This window comes from Ruegeria sp. BA12 (assembly GCF_056539625.1).
Genome location: NZ_JBQFVF010000013.1, coordinates 18097 through 35100, shown reverse-complemented (window position 1 = coordinate 35100; position 17004 = coordinate 18097). Strand labels below are relative to the sequence as shown.

Below are 17004 nucleotides of genomic sequence, written 5' to 3'. Positions count from 1 at the left end.
TGGAAAGGGTTCGGATAGTGATTGCGCGCACAACTGGGGCGGCAATTCGGGGAATAATGGTTGCACTGATGGTGCTAACCCCCGCGTTGTACTTGCCCGTATCGTCAACGAATGGCACCGAGATTGTCGTCTTTCTCGCCATTCTCGCATTCTTTCTGACGTTTGCTGAATATAACTCGGCCTTTCCCAGCTTTATCGAATTCCGCGACGCACCACCTGTGAACCGCCTGCGTTTTGTCGGGTTGATGTCGATGATCACTTTCCTGACGCTGATCTGCAAAAACGCCTATGCGCCCAGCGATCTGACCGGGCTTTTCTATGCGTTGGGGCTGGGCATCGCCAATGTTGTCGATTTCCCTTATTCGCCGGTTCGGCTGGTTGTGCTGGTGCTGCCCGCCGATGCCAACGCGCCGCTGATCGAATTGGTGCGTATCTCAGCCAGTGTGGCTTATGTTGCCGCGCTAGTGACCATTGCCAGCTTTGCCTATGCGGTGAAGATGCGCGGCTGGCCTACCGGCAACGGTGCGTTCAACGTCTGGACCAACCTGCCTCTGTTTGACCCGACCAAGGGCGGGGACGTCGTCACCCGCCTGCAACGGGACGGGCGCCTGAATATCTCGATCGGGGTGCTGCTGCCATTCCTGATTCCAGCGCTGATCAAATTGCTGACTGACTATGCCAACCCGATCTCGCTGAGCAATCCTCAGACCATGATCTGGACCATGAGCGCCTGGGCCTTCCTGCCCGCCTCAATGATCATGCGCGGCATGGCGACATTGCGCATCGCCAATCTGATCGTTGAAAAGCGCCGCGCCTATTCCACGGCTGAGTCCACACAGGCCGCATGATCCGCATTCTTCTTCTGTTGCTGTTGCCGGTAATGGCACAGGCAGAAACGCTGCGCATTGCCACCTTCAACACTGAACTTAACCGCGACGGGCCTGGTCTGTTGCTGCGCGATATCCGGCGCGGCGATCCACAGGTACAGGCGGTGGTCGACGTTCTGGTCGCCGCCCGACCAGATATCGTCAGCTTGCAAGGCATCGACTGGGATATGGACGGGCAGGCTTTGACTGCTTTGGTCGATCTGTTGCGGACCGCTGGACTGGACTATCCCCATCACTTCGCCGCCCAGCCCAATGCAGGGCTTGAGACCGCTTTGGATCTGAACGGAGACGGGCGCACCCATGGCCCGGCAGACGCGCAGGGCTGGGGTCGTTTCACCGGTCAGGGTGGGCTTGCGGTGCTGTCACGGCACCCTATCCGCACCGACACTGTGCAGCAGTTTACGGGTCTGCTGTGGCGCGATCTGCCGGGCGCGCAACTGCCGGTGACAGAAGACGGCCCCTTCCCATCGGAACAGGCCCAGCGCATTCAGCGCCTGTCTGCCGTGGCCCATTGGATCGTACCTGTGGACACACCGACCGGTGCGCTGGATCTGATGACATTTCACGCCGCCCCACCTGTGTTTGACGGCCCCGAGGACCGCAACGGGTTGCGCAACCGCGACGAAATCCGCCTTTGGTCCGCAGTTCTGGACGGAAAATTGGGGCATAGGCCCCAAGGCCCCTTCGTGATCGTCGGAGATGCCAACCTGGACCCGACACGCGGCGATGGGCGGAAAGAGGCAATACAGGCGCTGCTGGCCGATCCGCGCTTGCAGGACCCACACACAGATCAACCATTGGAGTCCCAGACTACTGTAGTCTGGAAGGCGGTGGGTGAAATGCGGGTGGATTACGTGCTGCCCTCGGCCGACCTGCAAGTTACCGCAGCGGGGGTGTTCTGGCCCAAACCGGGCACGCCTCTGCGCATCGCCGCCGAACAGGCCAGCAGACACCGGTTGGTCTGGGTCGACATTGCTGCGCCCAAGCAGCTTTCGCACTGATCCATTCATTTCACTTCTGTTATTGCCGCCAGGATCGGAACGTGTATTCATTTCTGAATGGACAAATCTCTTACTCATGCCGACTGGTCTTTGATCCAAAGCTTTCTGGCCGTGGCTCAGACCGGCTCGCTTTCGGCAGCAGCGCGACAGCTGGACCGAAGCCAACCTACGCTGGGCCGCCAAATACACGCGCTTGAGGATGAGCTGGGCGTGTCCTTGTTCGACCGGCATGCCCGCGGCCTGAAGCTCAGCGATGTTGGCGCGCAACTGCTGCCGATGGCGCAACAGATGCATTCGGCGATGACGTCATTCAGCCTGACGGCGGCGGGTCAGGCACAGCAACTGGAGGGGACGGTGCGCATCACCGCTTCGGTCTTCGCGTCGCATCACTTGCTGCCGCCGATTCTGGCACAGATCCGGGCCCAGGAACCTGCCATTCAGTTGGAACTGGTGGCAACGGATACCATCGAAAACCTGCTGTATCGCGAGGCCGACATTGCCGTGCGCATGTATCGCCCGGAACAGATGGACCTGATCTCGCGCTATCTTGGGGATGTGCATCTGTGTTTTTGCGCGGCCCGCACTTATCTGGATCGCGCCGGGCGGCCAACACGCCCCGAAGAACTGTTCGACCACGATCTGGTAGGCTTTGACGCCAATGAACAGATCATCACTAAGATGCGCGCGCGAGGGTGGCCCGCCAGCAGGGACAGCTTCGCCACTCGCTGTGACCTGCAAAGCGCCTATTGGCAACTGGTCCGTGCGGGATGCGGAATCGGCTTTACCCAGATCGAAGTGGCAAAGGCTGATCCGGATGTCGAAGTAATACCGCTGGATGTTGATGTTCAGACATTGCCAGTCTGGCTGGCCGCACCGCAGGCCATGCGTCAGACCCCGCGTATTCGCAGGGTCTGGGATTTGCTGGCGGACGGGTTGAAGGCCAGCCTTTAAAGCGCGCCGGTATAGGTGCCGCGCGGCGGGTAGTTGTTGCCCAGAGTGAATTTCAGACCGCCAACAATGTCGGACATGGCAGGTCGGGCAAAGGGCGTGGTCTGTTGCCACGCATAATAAAGCATTCGATTCGGGGCGATGAAGAAATGACCTGGTTCGGCGAACAGGTCAGGTTCGGCGCTGCCTTCGCGCGCGGTTGAGATGTTCAGCCCCCAATCATCCCGCGCCGCAGCCATTGGCAGGCTGTGCCCCACACGCAGCCGCGAAACACCGGCCTTCTCGGCCGTTTCCGCGGCGCGCTCGGCCGTGTCTGTGGTGATCATGATCACTTCGATACCAAGCTCGGCAAACTCATCCAGCGCCGCTTCGACCTCGGCCATCTGCTTGATACAGATCGGGCAGTGCAGGCCGCGATACTGAATCACCAACGTGCCATTTTCGCCCTTATCGGTATCCAGATCGAAACGTCCATGGCTCACCGTTTCAATTTTCAGCTCAGGAACGGGGTTTCCCGGTATCAACATGTGTTTTCCTCGTGAATTGGCCGGATCGTCTCATTGACCCGATGCGGCGCAGACGCTAGGGCCTTTGCGACGAAACGCAAGGAGATCCTTCATGTCCAACCCCTCGCTCCTCATCCTGCCCGGAGACGGAATTGGCCCCGAAGTCATGGCCGAAGTGCGCAGAGTAATCGATTGGTTCGGCGAAAAGCGCGGCCTTCACTTTGACGTGAGCGAGGATCTGGTGGGCGGTGCGGCCTATGACGCGCACGGCAAGCCACTGTCGGACGAGACCATGGCCAAGGCGCAGGAAGTTGACGCCGTTCTGCTGGGCGCTGTTGGTGGTCCGAAATACGACGATCTGGATTTCAGCCTCAAGCCCGAACGCGGGTTGCTGCGTCTGCGCAAGGAAATGGACCTGTATTCCAACCTGCGCCCTGCACAGTGCTTTGACGCGCTGGCCGATTTCTCGTCGCTGAAAAAAGACATCGTCGCCGGTCTTGATATCATGATCGTGCGCGAGCTGACCTCGGGCGTCTATTTCGGCGAACCCCGCGGAATCTTCGAAGAAGGCAATGAGCGCGTCGGTATCAACACCCAGCGCTATACCGAATCCGAGATCGAACGCGCCGCGCGCTCGGCCTTTGAACTGGCGATGCGCCGGAACAAAAAGGTCTGCTCGATGGAGAAGGCCAACGTGATGGAATCGGGCATCCTGTGGCGCGAGGTCGTGGACCGTGTGGCCAAGGAATACCCCGAGGTCGAGCTGTCGCACATGTATGCCGACAACGGCGCGATGCAGTTGGTGCGCGCACCCAAGCAATTTGACGTGATCCTGACCGACAACCTGTTCGGTGATATCCTGTCGGATTGTGCCGCGATGCTGACCGGCTCGCTGGGCATGTTGCCGTCGGCGTCCTTGGGCGCACCGATGGCCAATGGCCGCCCTAAGGCGATGTACGAACCGGTTCACGGCTCGGCCCCCGATATCACGGGTCAGGGTAAAGCCAACCCGATCGCCTGTATCCTCAGCTTTGCCATGGCGCTGCGCTATAGCTTTGATCAGGGGGCCGAGGCGGATCGTCTGGAAGCCGCAATTGAGAAAGTACTGGCCGATGGTGTCCGCACCGGCGACCTGCTGGCCGATGAGGGTGTTCAACCGGTCTCGACCACCGAAATGGGTGACGCGATTCTGTCGGCGCTGGACAGCAGCCTCTGATAAGATTTAATTTTCGAACAGAAAGGCGGTGCCCGGTGCACCGCCTTTTTTCTTTGGTGCATTAATTGCCGAAGATATTGTTCAGCAGGTTGTTGATGGCGTTTTCAAGCCCATTACCCTGACGACGGCGTTGTTGCCGCGGCTGCGCCGTTTTGACCGGTGGGTCAGGGGCCAACATCGGCAGCGGTGTGGGTGTCATACCTTCGGTCACGCGCAGCATGGTTTCTTTCCAGATCTCTGCGGGCAGCCCACCCCCGGTCACGCCGGACAGGGGTGTGTTGTCGTCATAACCCATCCAGACACCGGCCACGTAATCCGCTGTAAATCCGATAAACCACGCATCCCGCGCCGCCTGCGTCGTGCCTGTCTTACCGGCCACCTGCCAGCCCGGCAGTTGCGCCCGTGCGCCGGTCCCCTCGGACACCACACGCTGCATCATCCAGGTCAGCTGTTTGGCGGCCTTGTCGTTGATCACCCGCTCACCAATGCCCGAGCTGGTCACCATCACCGGCGTATCATCCTCCAGCAGCTTCAACTCTGACAGGCCATAGGGTTCCACGGCCGAGCCACCATTGAGGATACCGGCATAGGCACCGGTCATCTCGATCAGCGTGCTTTCCGACGCGCCCAGCGCCAAGGCCGGCCCCTGCGCCAGATCGCTGTCGATGCCGAACTCACTGGCGACCGTGCGGACATTGTCCAGACCGGCAACTTCGGCCACTTTCACCGCCGGGATGTTCAGCGAATTCTTCAGTGCATCTGCCAACGTGACCCGACCATAGAACTTATGGGTATAGTTCTTGGGACACCACTGACCGGACCCTGGAATGTTGACGCAATAGGGCTCATCCACAACCGTATCCAGTGGTGAATAGCCCAGCTCCAAAGCAGTGGCATAGACAAACGGCTTGAAGGACGATCCGGTCTGGCGCAATGCCTGCGTGGCGCGGTTGAACGCACCCGAGACCCGCGTTTGGCGCCCGCCGACCATGGCGCGTACGGCGCCGTCTGCCGACATCACCACAATTGCGGCCTGCGCCTTGGACCCTTCGCGGACCTTCTCCTGAAAGATGTACTTCAGCGCTTCTTCTGCCGATTTCTGCAAGCGCTGGTCCAGCGTGGTCTTGATCACCACATCATCCGTAGTGTCGGCGCCAAAATAGCTGGGCAGTTCGGTGATGACCCAATCGGCGAAATACCCACCTGCCCGTGCCGCTGCGGCCTCGGACAATTGCGCCGGGTTGCTGCGGGCACTGCTGGCCTGCGCGGTTGTCAGATAGCCCTGCGCCTCCATCAGCCCCAGCACCAGACGCCCCCGATCCTGCGAGCGTTGCAGGTTGTTCGTGGGCGCATAACGCGTGGGGGCCACCAGCAGACCGGCCAGCATCGCCGCCTGCGCCGGGTTCACCTCGGCTGCAGAGATACCGAAATAGCGCTGGCTTGCGGCCTCGAACCCGCGGGCACCGGCACCAAGGAACGCGCGGTTGAGATAGATGGTCAGAATCTCATCCTTGGAATATTTGACCTCCATCGCAATCGCATAGACCGCTTCCTTGGCCTTGCGCCACAGCGACCCCTGACGGCAATCGGATTCATACGCAGCCTCGGACTCCCACTCGCTGGGCACATACGGCACGCCCAAGCAGAGCAGCTTGGCGGTCTGCTGCGTGATGGTTGATCCGCCATGGCCTGACAGCGGCCCGCGCCCCTCGCTCAGGTTGATGCGCACAGCACTGGCCACACCTCGGGGGCTGACGCCGAAATGGCGATAAAACCGCTTATCCTCGGTGGCGACGACAGCGTTCTTTAGGTGAGGTGAAACAGTGCCCGCCGTGATCACCCCGCCGAACTGATCCCCGCGCCAAGCAAAGACCTTGCCGTTGCGGTCCAACAGCGTGACCGACCCCCGCGCCCGACCGTCCAGCAGTTCATTCACATCTGGCAGTGTGGTGTAGACAACTCCAACAGCCAGCGCCAACAGCATCGCAACCACCGCGCCGACACGCCAGGTTATGCCCCAGATCAACCGCCAGACCCACCGGAAGAAACGGCGGAAAATACCCCCACCACCGCCACCGGATTTCCGGCGCGTTTTCTTACGCGTGGTCTTGCGCGTCGTCGTTTTGCGCGCGGCCGCCTTCTTGCCCGCGGGTTTCGCGGTGCGCTTGGTCGCCGCGGGCTTGCGCCCTTTCGACGGGTACCTTTTATCCGCGACAAGCGGTGCCTTTCGGCGCCTGGACTCAGTCATGCTCAAACTCTGCCCGGTTATCGTTTTGAGGCACAATACAATGCCACGCCGGTGAAGTAGAGGTCTGAAATTCCGGCAATCACCCTCTATAGCGTGCCTATTTATTACTCAATTGTCACTTTTTGTGCAAAAATTGTGCACTTCGCCACGCATTCACCCGGCGTCGTCCCTCATTACCCGTTCCTTACTGCGGTCAGGCACGCTCTTTTTTCTGCAGGTGCAAACAGACCGGACCGCAGAGGGGACCAACGTGAAACTGATTATTGCGACAATCAAGCCGTTCAAGCTTGAAGAGGTGCGCGAGGCACTGACCGACGCAGGCCTGCAAGGCATGATGGTGACCGAGATCAAGGGCTTTGGCTCTCAATCTGGTCACACAGAAATCTATCGCGGCGCTGAATACGCAGTGAATTTCGTGCCCAAAATCAAGTTGGAGATTGTGGTGCCTGCCACGATGGCCGACCAGATCGTCGAAACCATCACCAAAACCGCCCGGACCGGCAAGATCGGCGACGGCAAGATTTTCGTCCTCGATGTTGAGCAAGCCCTGCGCGTGCGGACCGGGGAAATGAACGAAGAGGCGCTGTGAGCGCCCCCATTCACAATATTCGAGGACTGACTATGAACCTGATGAAATCTCTCATCCCTGCCGCCGCGATTGTCGCGCTGCCGCAGATGGGTCTGGCGCAAGAGGCTGCCGTCGAAGGCGAGGCCGCACTGCACACCCAGTATATCTTTACCACTCTGCTGTTCCTGATGGGCGGCTTCCTCGTTTTCTTCATGGCTGCTGGCTTTGCCATGCTGGAAGGCGGGCTGGTGCGTTCCAAGAACGTGGCCATGCAGATGATCAAGAATGTGGCGTTGTTTTCGATTGCCGCGATCATGTACTGGCTGATCGGCTTCAACCTGATGTATCCGGGCGATGGCTGGTCCATCTCCGGCTGGCTGGGTCCGTTCTTCTCAACCACCGTGCTTGATCCCGTTGGCGTCGGCGCCGATGCAGCGGCTCTGGATTATGCCTCAATCGGTTCGGATTTCTTCTTCCAACTGGTCTTCGTTGCCGCGACAGCGTCGATTGTGTCGGGCGCCGTTGCCGAACGCATCAAGCTGTGGCCCTTCCTGGCCTTCGTTGTGGTGCTAACCGGTATCATGTACCCGATCACAGGCTCGTGGCAGTGGGGCGGCGGCTGGTTGTCCGAAGCCGGATTCTCGGACTTCGCTGGCTCGACCGTGGTGCATTCGGTCGGCGGCTGGGCGGCTTTGGCCGGGGCAATCATCCTGGGTCCGCGCATAGGCAAGTATAACAAAGACGGCAAGGTCCACCCGATCCCGGGTTCGAACCTGGCGCTGGCAACCTTGGGAACGTTCATCCTGTGGCTGGGCTGGTTCGGCTTCAACGGCGGCTCGCAATTGGCTATGGGCACCGTGGGGGATGTCTCGGACGTGTCGCGCATCTTTGCCAACACCAACATGGCCGCCGCTTCGGGGGCTGTCGCGGCGCTGATCATGACCCAGCTGTTGTACAAGAAGCCTGACCTGACCATGGTGCTGAACGGCGCACTGGCCGGTTTGGTGTCGATCACGGCCGAGCCTCTGGCCCCGACCCTGTTCGGCGCCCTGTGGATCGGTGCCGTTGGCGGTATCATCGTGGTCTTCGCGGTTCCGATGCTGGACAAGTTCAAGATCGACGACGTGGTCGGTGCCATCCCGGTTCACCTGTTCTGCGGTATCTGGGGCACCATCGCCGTCATCTTCTACGGTGAAGCCAACCTGATCACGCAGCTGACAGGCATCATTGCTTACGGTGTGTTCACCTTTGTCGGCGCAATGATCCTGTGGATGATCCTGAAAGCCACCGTCGGCATCCGCGTCAGCGAAGAGGACGAGATCAACGGCCTCGACATGGCGGAACTGGGTATGGAAGCGTATCCCGAGTTTTCAAAAGGCTAAGAGTCAACCACTCTCAAACAAAAAACCCGGGCGTTCGCGTCCGGGTTTTCATTGATTAAAACTGCGGGATTTCAAACCCCGACGTCGACAATCGCCTTGGCCAGAATTGGCACGGTGGTCGCATTCAGGCCGGCGATGTTCAGGCGGCTGTCGCCGACCATGTAGATACCGTGATCGTCGCGCAGTTTCTCGACCAGTTCCGGAGCCGCACCCAGGCGCGAGAACATGCCGCGGTGTTGAGCAATGAAACCAAAGCGGTCCGAGCCGCTCAGCCGCTGCAACTCATCCGACAGTTGCTGACGCAGGCCCAGCATGGACAGGCGCACATCTTCGAGCTCGGCAGCCCAATCGGCGCGCAGGGCGTCGTCATTCAAGATGGTGGTCACCACGCGTGCACCGTGATCGGGCGGGAAGGAATAGTTCTGGCGGTTCAGGAAGGCCAGCGTAGCCTGATTCAAGGCTGTCTGCGCCGCATCATCACTGATCGCCATCAGCAGGCCGGTACGTTCGCGGTAGATGCCGAAATTCTTCGAGCACGACGCCGCGATCAGGCAGCGCTTGACCGACGAGGCTACCAGACGGGCCGCCTGCGCGTCCGCCTCCAGACCATCGCCAAAGCCCTGATAGGCAATGTCGATCATCGCTACCAGACCACGTTCGTTGATCAGGTTCACGACCTCTTGCCACTGCACCATGTTTAGGTTGGCGCCGGTCGGGTTGTGGCAGCAGCCATGCAACAGCACCACGTCACCCGCCTTGGCCGTCTTGAGATCCTCGATCATGCCATCGAAATCGACGCCTCGGGTATCGCCGTCGAAATAGCGATAGGGGACCATCTCCATTCCCAGATAGTTCAGAATCGACAGGTGGTTCGGCCATGTCGGGTTCGACACGAAAACGCGCGCCGATGGGTTGGCCATGCGGATCAATTCGAACGCCTGACGGCAGGCTCCGGTGCCGCCCGGGGTGGCCACGGCAGCGATGTTACCGCGTGGCACAGACGTGCCCAGGATCAGGCCGATCATCGCATCCGCATAAGCCGGGTCACCGGCCAGACCGGTATAGGCTTTGCTTTCCTGCTCTTCCAGAATGCGCTTTTCGGCGGCCTTCACCGCGCGCATCACCGGGGTCACGCCTTCGGCATTCTTGTAGACGCCGACGCCCAGATCGATTTTTTGATCGCGTGGGTCTTCGCGGTACATCTGCACCAACGCCAGAATTTTGTCGGCAGGTTGCGGCTTGAGGTTCTCGAACATCAGTTCTCTCCGGTTGCGACGGGCAGGGTCGGGAAGGCACCCCATTCAGCCCAGGAGCCGTCATAAAGCGAATGATCTTTCTTGCCCAAGCGTTCCAACGCCAGGCTGAGGATGGCGGCGGTCACGCCCGACCCGCAGGATGTGATCGCGGGCTTTGACAGGTCCACACCTGCGGCTTCGAACACAGCGCGGCAATCGTCGGGCGATTTCATCGTGCCGTTCTTGTTCAGCAACAGGTCAAAAGGCACGTTGCGCGACCCCGGAATATGCCCCGACCGCAAACCTTCGCGCGGCTCAGCCGCAGTCCCAGCAAAGCGGGCGGCGGACCGGGCATCGATAATCTCATGATCGGCGAGTTTGGCGGCGGCAGAAACCTGCGTCACATCCCGTACCAAATGGTTTTGCACTCGTACGGTCATGTGGCGATCCCGAATGATCGGTGGCAGGTCTTCGATTTCTCGGCCCTCGGCCTGCCATTTCGGCAAGCCGCCATCTAAAACAGCGATGTTTTCCTGACCCATCAGCCGAAACAGCCACCAGACCCGCGCCGCAGACATCAACCCGGCACCGTCATAGACCACGACTTGATGTCCATCCCCCACACCCATCGCCCGCAAGCGCGACATGAATTTTTCGACCGGTGGTGCCATATGCGGCAAGTCCGAACGCTGATCGGAAATATCATCGATATCGAAGAACCGCGCGCCGGGAATATGGGCGGCGTCATATTCCGCCTTAGCATCCCGCCCCTGTTGCGGCAGATACCACGATCCGTCCAGAATCCGTAAATCAGGATCCTTGATATGGGCGGCAAGCCATTCGGTGGAAACGAGTGTTTTCGGATCGTCCTGCATCAAAGCCTCCCCTAAGCGAGCTTGAGTTTTCCCTATACGCGCACGCATTCGGGTTCAAGACTGGATGGGGCCTAGCCCGCCTAACGCGCGCGTCTGAGACGGAAAAACTGAACGATCCCGATCATACTGATCAGAATCCAGAAGGATTCGATCAACATCGACGCCAGATTGAAATTCTGAAGCAGCGAATAGACGATCAGGATCGACCCGGCGAGGTTCAGCACCGGGAATGCCAAATCGTCCGAATTCATCATCCGCATCTGAGTGGCGAAATACGCAGCCACCACGACCAAAGCACCGATTGAGCCAATCGCGTCCGCCAGTGTTAGAGTTTCCAGAAAAGCGCCCATAACTTGCCTTTTACTATGTGGGGTCAGGTTCAGCCGATCGCGGGCAGCGCATCCAATTGTGCATAATGGTGCATGTTCAAAAAAACAGCCCCTTGATCACCGGCGCGATAGCCATGCGGCAGGTCCGCCGCAAATCGCAGGCCCTGTCCCGCCTCAAGCGCCACCCACTTCCCATCACGCAAAATCTCAAGCGCGCCGTTCAGGACAAAGACCTCTTCCGTCACGCCAGTCGCGTGGGCGGCGGATTCGTGGCTTTGGTTCGGCGCAAGTTCCACATGAAATGTCTCGGCCCGTAAGGCGGGGTCAAAGGGAAAGACGATCTTAACCTCGATGCTGCCGGGAAAGGTCACCGTGCGGAACACTTCAGGTGTTGTCGTATCGCGCAGTGCCGCCGTGCCGATCAATGCACTGAGGGGCAGTTGAAACCCTTTGGCAATCTTCCACAGCGTCGCGATGGTCGGGCTGGATTCGCCACGCTCGATCTGGCCCAGCATGGCTTTGCTAACGCCGGTCATCTCAGCCACCTTCGACAGGCTCAGCCCCGAGGCCGCCCGCACATCCCGCAGTTTCAGTGTAATATCGTCCGGTGCCATCTGATCGTCTTTCGAATCCTCTTGTGCGTTATAGCGCACATGTGGTACGTGCGCTATAACGCACACATCCCGCATATCGCAACCGGGGCAAAAGGGAAACAGCATCATGCCAATGTACCGATCCAGAACCTCCACCCATGGCCGCAATATGGCCGGTGCCCGCGGCCTGTGGCGCGCAACCGGTATGCAGGATGACGATTTCGGCAAACCGATCATCGCCATCGTCAACTCGTTCACCCAGTTCGTTCCCGGCCACGTTCACCTGAAGGACTTGGGCCAGATGGTCGCGCGTGAGGTTGAGGCAGCAGGCGGCGTCGCCAAGGAGTTCAACACCATTGCGGTGGATGACGGCATCGCCATGGGCCATGACGGAATGCTGTATTCGCTGCCCTCGCGCGAAGTGATCGCGGATTCGGTCGAATATATGGTCAACGCGCACTGCGCCGATGCGATGGTCTGCATTTCGAACTGCGATAAAATCACCCCCGGCATGCTGATGGCCGCAATGCGCCTGAACATCCCGGCCATCTTCGTCTCGGGCGGTCCGATGGAAGCGGGCAAGATCGACATCGCTGATCTGGACGTCAAAAAGATCGACCTCGTCGACGCGATGGTTGCCGCCGCTGATGACAAATACACTGACGAACAGGTGCAGCATATCGAAGAAAATGCCTGCCCCACCTGCGGGTCATGCTCGGGCATGTTCACCGCCAACTCGATGAACTGCCTGGCCGAAGCGCTGGGTCTGGCGCTGCCGGGCAATGGCTCGACCCTGGCCACCCACGCTGATCGAAAAGATCTGTTCCTTGAAGCCGGTCGCCGCATCGTCGAGATCACAAAACGCCATTATGATCTGAACGAAAAAGGCTTCCTGCCGCGCGAGATCGCAACCTTTGAGGCGTTTGAAAACGCCATGAGCCTCGACATTGCCATGGGTGGATCGACCAACACGGTTCTTCACCTGCTGGCCATCGCGCATGAAGGCGAGGTGCATTTCACCATGTCCGACATGGACCGCCTTAGCCGCAAAGTTCCCTGCCTGTGCAAGGTGGCACCAAACACTGAAAACGTACACATGGAAGACGTTCACCGCGCCGGGGGCATCTTCTCGATCCTGGGTGAGCTTGGCCGAGCGGGGCTGCTGCACGAAGATTGCGCCACCGTCCATTCCGCCACGATGGGTGAGGCAATCGCGAATTGGGACATCAAGGTCGCCAACAACCCCAAGGCACAAGAGCTGTTTAAGGCCGCCCCGGGGGGCGTGCGCACCACCCAAGCCTTCAGCCAATCGAACCGGTACAAGGAACTGGATATCGACCGCGAAGGCGGTGTAATCCGGTCGAAAGAGCATGCCTTCAGCCAGGATGGCGGTCTGGCGGTTCTGTTTGGCAATATCGCTCGGGACGGCTGTATCGTGAAAACTGCAGGCGTTGATCCCGCCAGCCTGACCTTCACCGGATCGGCCTATGTCTGCGAAAGTCAGGATCAGGCGGTCAATGACATTCTGACCGGCAAAGTCGAAGCGGGCGACGTCGTGGTGATCCGCTATGAAGGCCCGCGCGGCGGTCCGGGGATGCAGGAAATGCTGTATCCGACCTCGTATCTGAAATCCAAAGGTCTGGGCAAAGCCTGCGCCCTGCTGACTGACGGTCGGTTCTCGGGCGGTACATCGGGCCTGTCGATTGGCCACGTCTCACCCGAAGCCGCCGAGGGCGGTGAGATCGGACTGGTGCGCCCGGGCGACAAGATCGAGATCGACATCCCCAACCGCAGCATCCATCTGGCCGTATCAGACGAAGAACTTGCAGCACGGCGCGAAGAGCAGGACGAAAAGGGCTGGGTGCCGGCCGAGCCGCGCAAGCGCAAGGTGTCGACCGCGCTGAAGGCTTATGCCAAGTTGACAACCAGCGCGGCGAAAGGGGCCGTGCGTCAGGTCTGAACCGGGTTGCGGTAGGTAGATTATAGGCCTCGCTGTATTGCACAGCGGGGCCTTTTCATTTTTGAATGCCAACTTGATCAAAAGGAGCTCTGATGACGATTTGGCGTCCGTATCAAGGCATTCGGGTCAAGGCGATCGGCTTGCTATGGAGAGGTCCCAGTCTCTTGGTCGCCGACGTCCATGACGACAGTGGCAATCTGAAAGGTGTCCGTCCGCTTGGCGGTACAGTTGAGTTCGGCGAAACTTGGCAGGACGCGCTGAAACGCGAATTTCACGAAGAGCTTGGCGTTGACATTCAGATTTCCGGCGCGCCTTTGGTTTTGGAGAACATTTATCGCCACGAAGGCCAGCTGGGGCATGAGATAATTTTCGCCACAGAAGTGACTCTATCAAATCCATCTGCCCTACCAAAACATGCTATCACCTTTGCCGAGGATAACGGACTCATGTGCAGAGCCAGTTGGCACGACCTCAGTGAACTCGATACGGATAGCGGACCAAATTTGTACCCTATCGGTCTGAAACGCGAACTGATCGTTACCTGAGTCATCTCAGACAGCCTCCCGCGCCCGACCCGCACCATCGGCTACGCCGATGCTACGGTCGGCCTTAGGCCCGGCGCCGCGCAGTGCGCAGCGCCGGGCCCAACTAGAGGAGATGTCTCGTCAGAGACATTGACGATAGGCGGGAGTGCCTGCCTTATGGCAAGTCAATCGCCTAGTTTTGCGTGAACCTCGTCCAGATCAATCTCACCAATCGGCATCTTATTTGCCGGGTTCTCAAAATCGTAGCGGAACAGTTCGAAATCCTGTTTGTAGATTTCGTAGACCAAATGCATGGACAGATCGTCGAAATAATCCTCGACCGGATGCGCACGTTTGGGGCCATGCCCTTCGGATTCGTTGAACCGTGGAATATCTAAAAGGCTGACCGCGTGAGGTGTGTCCAGATTGTCCAGCACCCCCTGCATTCCGTCATTGAATTTCTCGGTCCAGAAAATGCGGTCGTAGCGTCCACCATTTACGATGAAAGTCGAGACATGCCCTGACACGGCCGACCAGTGAATGTCCGGATCCATCGGTCGGCGCCAGCGGATCGTATCCCGCGCAAACAGCAAAAAGCGGCGAAAACTGGCGATCTGGTCGAACTCACCCTTGCCATCATCGCCGCCCACTTCGATTCCGTAATTATAGATCAGCGTCGGGACCAGATTGCCCCGATACCGGCTGCCATTGCGCTGAATACCGCAAATCTTGTCGAAGAACGAGCTAAGTATCCGGGTGTACGGATTGCGCACACAGGTAAAAGAGTATGAGGCGTGTTTGCGAATATTGCCGGAAATCCGGGCCTGGCTGTCGGCAAAGGCCCATTTGTGCATACCGTCCTTGGCGTCATGAATATCGCCGTCGAAAAACCGACCGTGGTCCGAGTAGTACATAATCTGCCCGATGGTCGAGCACGCACATTTCGGCACAACACGGTACACCATACTCTCACTCTCGGTCATCCATGTACCGGGAAAACCCATCTGCAATGCCTCCTCAGCGGGTCAAAATAACCACACGCGCCCGCCTAGGCTCATAAAGAACCAAAAATATTCTGTTTATTCAATCGCTCATCCTCAGTATCAGAGAGCAAACAGGCAGAAACGGACGTTACAGACGCAATATGGCAAAAATTGCCTATATTCTATTGTGCCACAAGGACCCTGACGCAATCATCGCGCAGGCCGAGCAACTGACAGCCGCAGGCGACTGCATGGCCATCCATTTTGACGCGCGCGCCAGCGCGGTGGCCTATGACCGTATTCGCAGCGCGTTGAAAGATAATCCAAATGTGGCTTTTGCCGCCAAGCGCATCAAATGCGGCTGGGGCGAGTGGTCTTTGGTGCAGGCGACCCTGAATGCCGTGCAGGCTGCGGTGGATGCGTTTCCACGGGTCACCCATTTCTACATGCTGTCTGGCGATTGCATGGCGATCAAAACCGCCGAGTACATCCATTGGTTTCTGGACGAAAACGACAAGGATTTTGTGGAAAGCCACGATTTCTTTGCCAGCAACTGGATCAAAACCGGTATGAAGGAAGACCGGCTAATTTACCGTCATTTCTTCAACGAACGCACCCAGAGCAAGCGGTTCTATGCCGCATACAACCTGCAAAAACGCTTTGACCTGACGCGCGATATCCCCGCAGACATCCAAGTTATGATCGGCAGTCAGTGGTGGTGCCTGCGCCGCCGCACGATCGAGATGATCCTTGAGCTCCTGCAACAGCGCCCGGATGTGGTCCGCTTTTTCTCGACCACCTGGATCCCGGATGAGACGTTTTTCCAGACCCTAGTCCGCCATCTGATCCCCAAGGAAGAGATTGAGAACCGCACCCCCACTTTCCTAATGTTCTCGGATTACGGGATGCCGGTGACCTTTTACAACGATCACTACGACATGCTGCTGGGGCAGGATTACATGTTTGCCCGCAAGATCAGCCCCGAGGCGCATGAGTTGAAAGAGAGGCTGGGCCAGCTCTACGCCAGCGAAGGGGTCGAGTTCCAAATCTCGGATGAAGGGCGAAACCTCTATGGGTTTCTAACCGGGCGCGGGCGCGTTGGCCGCCGCTTTGGGCAGCGCTTTTGGGAGGCTGGGAATACCTTGGGTCCCGAACGCGAACTATATCTAATTGCGTGCAAAAAATGGCACGTGGCCAAGCGTCTGGTCGATCAGATCACGTCCGAGACTGACATTCCTTGTGTCGAATACCTGTTCAATGAAGAAGACACCCTTCTGCCTAATCTTGGCGGTATCGAGACGACGCTAACCAAGCGCTCCCGCCACCGGCGCGCGGTCGTGCGGATGTTGTTCGATCATTTCCAGACCAACAAGCTGGTACTGTGTGTGGACCCGGCAAATCTGGATATCATTCAGGATTTCTGCTCGGACCAGGTCAGGACCCGGGTTCTTGAGATCGAATGCGACTATTCTGACGATTACCTGATCGGCCATGCGCGGCGGGTCGGTCTGGCCGGAGAAAACAGCCCATCGGAAACCGTGGCGCGCCTTGTGCCGGCCTTGCGCAATTCGCTGGCCTATGAATCCGAGTTGATCCGGGGTGCGTGGTTTGAAGGATACTTGCGTATCCGCGAGGCCAATACGCGGGCTGAAAACGAAGAGGTAATGGCTGAATTTCTGAATGTCCCAGAAGACAAGGCGCAGGCCGTGATGAGGCTGGATTATCTGTTTGCAGACTGATCCGGCGGCA

At 58.7% G+C, this 17004-nt stretch carries 16 protein-coding genes; 9 read left to right on the top strand and 7 right to left on the bottom strand.

Annotation, left to right across the window (positions count from 1 at the left end; all coding sequences use genetic code 11):
* Positions 1–17: 17 nt before the first annotated feature.
* From ACR0B0_RS19130 to ACR0B0_RS19120, 3 genes are read left to right on the top strand one after another with little or no spacing between them, the layout of a single operon-like run.
* Entirely contained in the window at positions 18–848 is an 831-nt protein-coding gene (locus ACR0B0_RS19130; RefSeq protein WP_170361854.1) for a hypothetical protein, read from the top strand.
* Positions 845–1888 carry an endonuclease/exonuclease/phosphatase family protein gene (locus tag ACR0B0_RS19125; RefSeq protein ID WP_480649146.1) on the top strand — a complete coding sequence of 348 codons (1044 nt, stop codon included), beginning with the start codon at positions 845–847 and terminating at the stop codon, positions 1886–1888. Before ACR0B0_RS19130 ends, ACR0B0_RS19125 begins: the two co-directional genes overlap by 4 nt.
* Positions 1889–1945: 57 nt before the next feature.
* The gene (locus ACR0B0_RS19120; protein ID WP_480649144.1) at positions 1946–2839 is read left to right on the top strand and encodes a LysR family transcriptional regulator; all 894 of its coding nucleotides are present in this window, start codon (positions 1946–1948) and stop codon (positions 2837–2839) included.
* Here the strand turns inward: ACR0B0_RS19120 and ACR0B0_RS19115 are convergent.
* On the bottom strand, positions 2836–3363 hold the full coding sequence (locus ACR0B0_RS19115; protein WP_170351852.1) for a redoxin domain-containing protein: 528 nt from the start codon (positions 3361–3363) through the stop codon (positions 2836–2838). The two genes, ACR0B0_RS19120 and ACR0B0_RS19115, sit on opposite strands and share 4 nt — an antisense overlap.
* A gap of 91 nt (positions 3364–3454) precedes the next feature.
* On the opposite strand from ACR0B0_RS19115, the gene leuB reads away from it, so the two are divergent.
* Positions 3455–4558, top strand: a complete 1104-nt coding sequence (leuB, locus tag ACR0B0_RS19110; RefSeq protein WP_480649142.1) for a 3-isopropylmalate dehydrogenase — start codon at positions 3455–3457, stop codon at positions 4556–4558.
* Positions 4559–4619: 61 nt separating this feature from the next.
* On the opposite strand, the gene ACR0B0_RS19105 is transcribed toward leuB, so the two are convergent.
* Positions 4620–6806: a transglycosylase domain-containing protein gene (locus ACR0B0_RS19105; protein WP_480649140.1), complete on the bottom strand. Its 2187-nt coding sequence runs from the start codon at positions 6804–6806 to the stop codon at positions 4620–4622.
* Between the two features lie 250 nt (positions 6807–7056).
* Between ACR0B0_RS19105 and ACR0B0_RS19100 the strand changes: the two genes are divergently transcribed.
* Together ACR0B0_RS19100 and ACR0B0_RS19095 are read left to right on the top strand one after the other, a co-directional pair.
* Positions 7057–7395, top strand: coding sequence for a P-II family nitrogen regulator (locus tag ACR0B0_RS19100; protein ID WP_170351849.1), 339 nt, complete (start codon positions 7057–7059; stop codon positions 7393–7395).
* Between the two features lie 32 nt (positions 7396–7427).
* Positions 7428–8756 (top strand): ammonium transporter, encoded by a 1329-nt coding sequence (locus ACR0B0_RS19095; RefSeq protein WP_480649138.1) that lies wholly within the window; start codon positions 7428–7430, stop codon positions 8754–8756.
* Positions 8757–8827: 71 nt separating this feature from the next.
* Here the strand turns inward: ACR0B0_RS19095 and ACR0B0_RS19090 are convergent, their stop codons facing one another.
* From ACR0B0_RS19090 to ACR0B0_RS19075, 4 genes are all read right to left on the bottom strand, one after another.
* The gene (locus ACR0B0_RS19090) at positions 8828–10012 is read right to left on the bottom strand and encodes an amino acid aminotransferase (RefSeq protein ID WP_170351847.1); all 1185 of its coding nucleotides are present in this window, start codon (positions 10010–10012) and stop codon (positions 8828–8830) included.
* Positions 10012–10866, bottom strand: coding sequence for a 3-mercaptopyruvate sulfurtransferase (sseA, locus tag ACR0B0_RS19085; RefSeq protein WP_170552268.1), 855 nt, complete (start codon positions 10864–10866; stop codon positions 10012–10014). Before sseA ends, ACR0B0_RS19090 begins: the two co-directional genes overlap by 1 nt.
* A gap of 80 nt (positions 10867–10946) precedes the next feature.
* Positions 10947–11216, bottom strand: a complete 270-nt coding sequence (locus ACR0B0_RS19080; protein ID WP_170351845.1) for a CBU_0592 family membrane protein — start codon at positions 11214–11216, stop codon at positions 10947–10949.
* 29 nt (positions 11217–11245) lie between these two features.
* Positions 11246–11809 carry a helix-turn-helix domain-containing protein gene (locus ACR0B0_RS19075; RefSeq protein WP_480649217.1) on the bottom strand — a complete coding sequence of 188 codons (564 nt, stop codon included), beginning with the start codon at positions 11807–11809 and terminating at the stop codon, positions 11246–11248.
* A 106-nt stretch (positions 11810–11915) separates the two neighbouring features.
* Between ACR0B0_RS19075 and ilvD the strand changes: the two genes are divergently transcribed.
* Both ilvD and ACR0B0_RS19065 read left to right on the top strand, forming a co-directional pair.
* Positions 11916–13748 (top strand): dihydroxy-acid dehydratase, encoded by a 1833-nt coding sequence (ilvD, locus tag ACR0B0_RS19070; RefSeq protein ID WP_170399353.1) that lies wholly within the window; start codon positions 11916–11918, stop codon positions 13746–13748.
* A gap of 92 nt (positions 13749–13840) precedes the next feature.
* Positions 13841–14293: an NUDIX hydrolase gene (locus ACR0B0_RS19065; RefSeq protein ID WP_480649137.1), complete on the top strand. Its 453-nt coding sequence runs from the start codon at positions 13841–13843 to the stop codon at positions 14291–14293.
* 164 nt (positions 14294–14457) lie between these two features.
* On the opposite strand, the gene ACR0B0_RS19060 is transcribed toward ACR0B0_RS19065, so the two are convergent.
* Positions 14458–15276 (bottom strand): sulfotransferase family protein, encoded by an 819-nt coding sequence (locus tag ACR0B0_RS19060; RefSeq protein ID WP_480649135.1) that lies wholly within the window; start codon positions 15274–15276, stop codon positions 14458–14460.
* Between the two features lie 140 nt (positions 15277–15416).
* On the opposite strand from ACR0B0_RS19060, the gene ACR0B0_RS19055 reads away from it, so the two are divergent.
* Positions 15417–16994 (top strand): DUF5928 domain-containing protein, encoded by a 1578-nt coding sequence (locus tag ACR0B0_RS19055; protein ID WP_480649134.1) that lies wholly within the window; start codon positions 15417–15419, stop codon positions 16992–16994.
* Positions 16995–17004 lie beyond the last annotated feature (10 nt).

Bases quoted from the DNA above. Each gene is read 5' to 3' on its own strand.
- sseA (WP_170552268.1), bottom strand. From the start codon at position 10,866: ATGCAGGACGATCCGAAAACACTCGTTTCCACCGAATGGCTTGCCGCC.
- ACR0B0_RS19055 (WP_480649134.1), top strand. From the start codon at position 15,417: ATGGCAAAAATTGCCTATATTCTATTGTGCCACAAGGACCCTGACGCA.
- ACR0B0_RS19105 (WP_480649140.1), bottom strand. From the start codon at position 6,806: ATGACTGAGTCCAGGCGCCGAAAGGCACCGCTTGTCGCGGATAAAAGG.
- ACR0B0_RS19095 (WP_480649138.1), top strand. From the start codon at position 7,428: ATGAACCTGATGAAATCTCTCATCCCTGCCGCCGCGATTGTCGCGCTG.
- ACR0B0_RS19065 (WP_480649137.1), top strand. From the start codon at position 13,841: ATGACGATTTGGCGTCCGTATCAAGGCATTCGGGTCAAGGCGATCGGC.
- ACR0B0_RS19115 (WP_170351852.1), bottom strand. From the start codon at position 3,363: ATGTTGATACCGGGAAACCCCGTTCCTGAGCTGAAAATTGAAACGGTG.
- ACR0B0_RS19120 (WP_480649144.1), top strand. From the start codon at position 1,946: ATGGACAAATCTCTTACTCATGCCGACTGGTCTTTGATCCAAAGCTTT.
- ACR0B0_RS19075 (WP_480649217.1), bottom strand. From the start codon at position 11,809: ATGGCACCGGACGATATTACACTGAAACTGCGGGATGTGCGGGCGGCC.
- leuB (WP_480649142.1), top strand. From the start codon at position 3,455: ATGTCCAACCCCTCGCTCCTCATCCTGCCCGGAGACGGAATTGGCCCC.
- ilvD (WP_170399353.1), top strand. From the start codon at position 11,916: ATGCCAATGTACCGATCCAGAACCTCCACCCATGGCCGCAATATGGCC.
- ACR0B0_RS19125 (WP_480649146.1), top strand. From the start codon at position 845: ATGATCCGCATTCTTCTTCTGTTGCTGTTGCCGGTAATGGCACAGGCA.
- ACR0B0_RS19060 (WP_480649135.1), bottom strand. From the start codon at position 15,276: ATGGGTTTTCCCGGTACATGGATGACCGAGAGTGAGAGTATGGTGTAC.
- ACR0B0_RS19090 (WP_170351847.1), bottom strand. From the start codon at position 10,012: ATGTTCGAGAACCTCAAGCCGCAACCTGCCGACAAAATTCTGGCGTTG.
- ACR0B0_RS19080 (WP_170351845.1), bottom strand. From the start codon at position 11,216: ATGGGCGCTTTTCTGGAAACTCTAACACTGGCGGACGCGATTGGCTCA.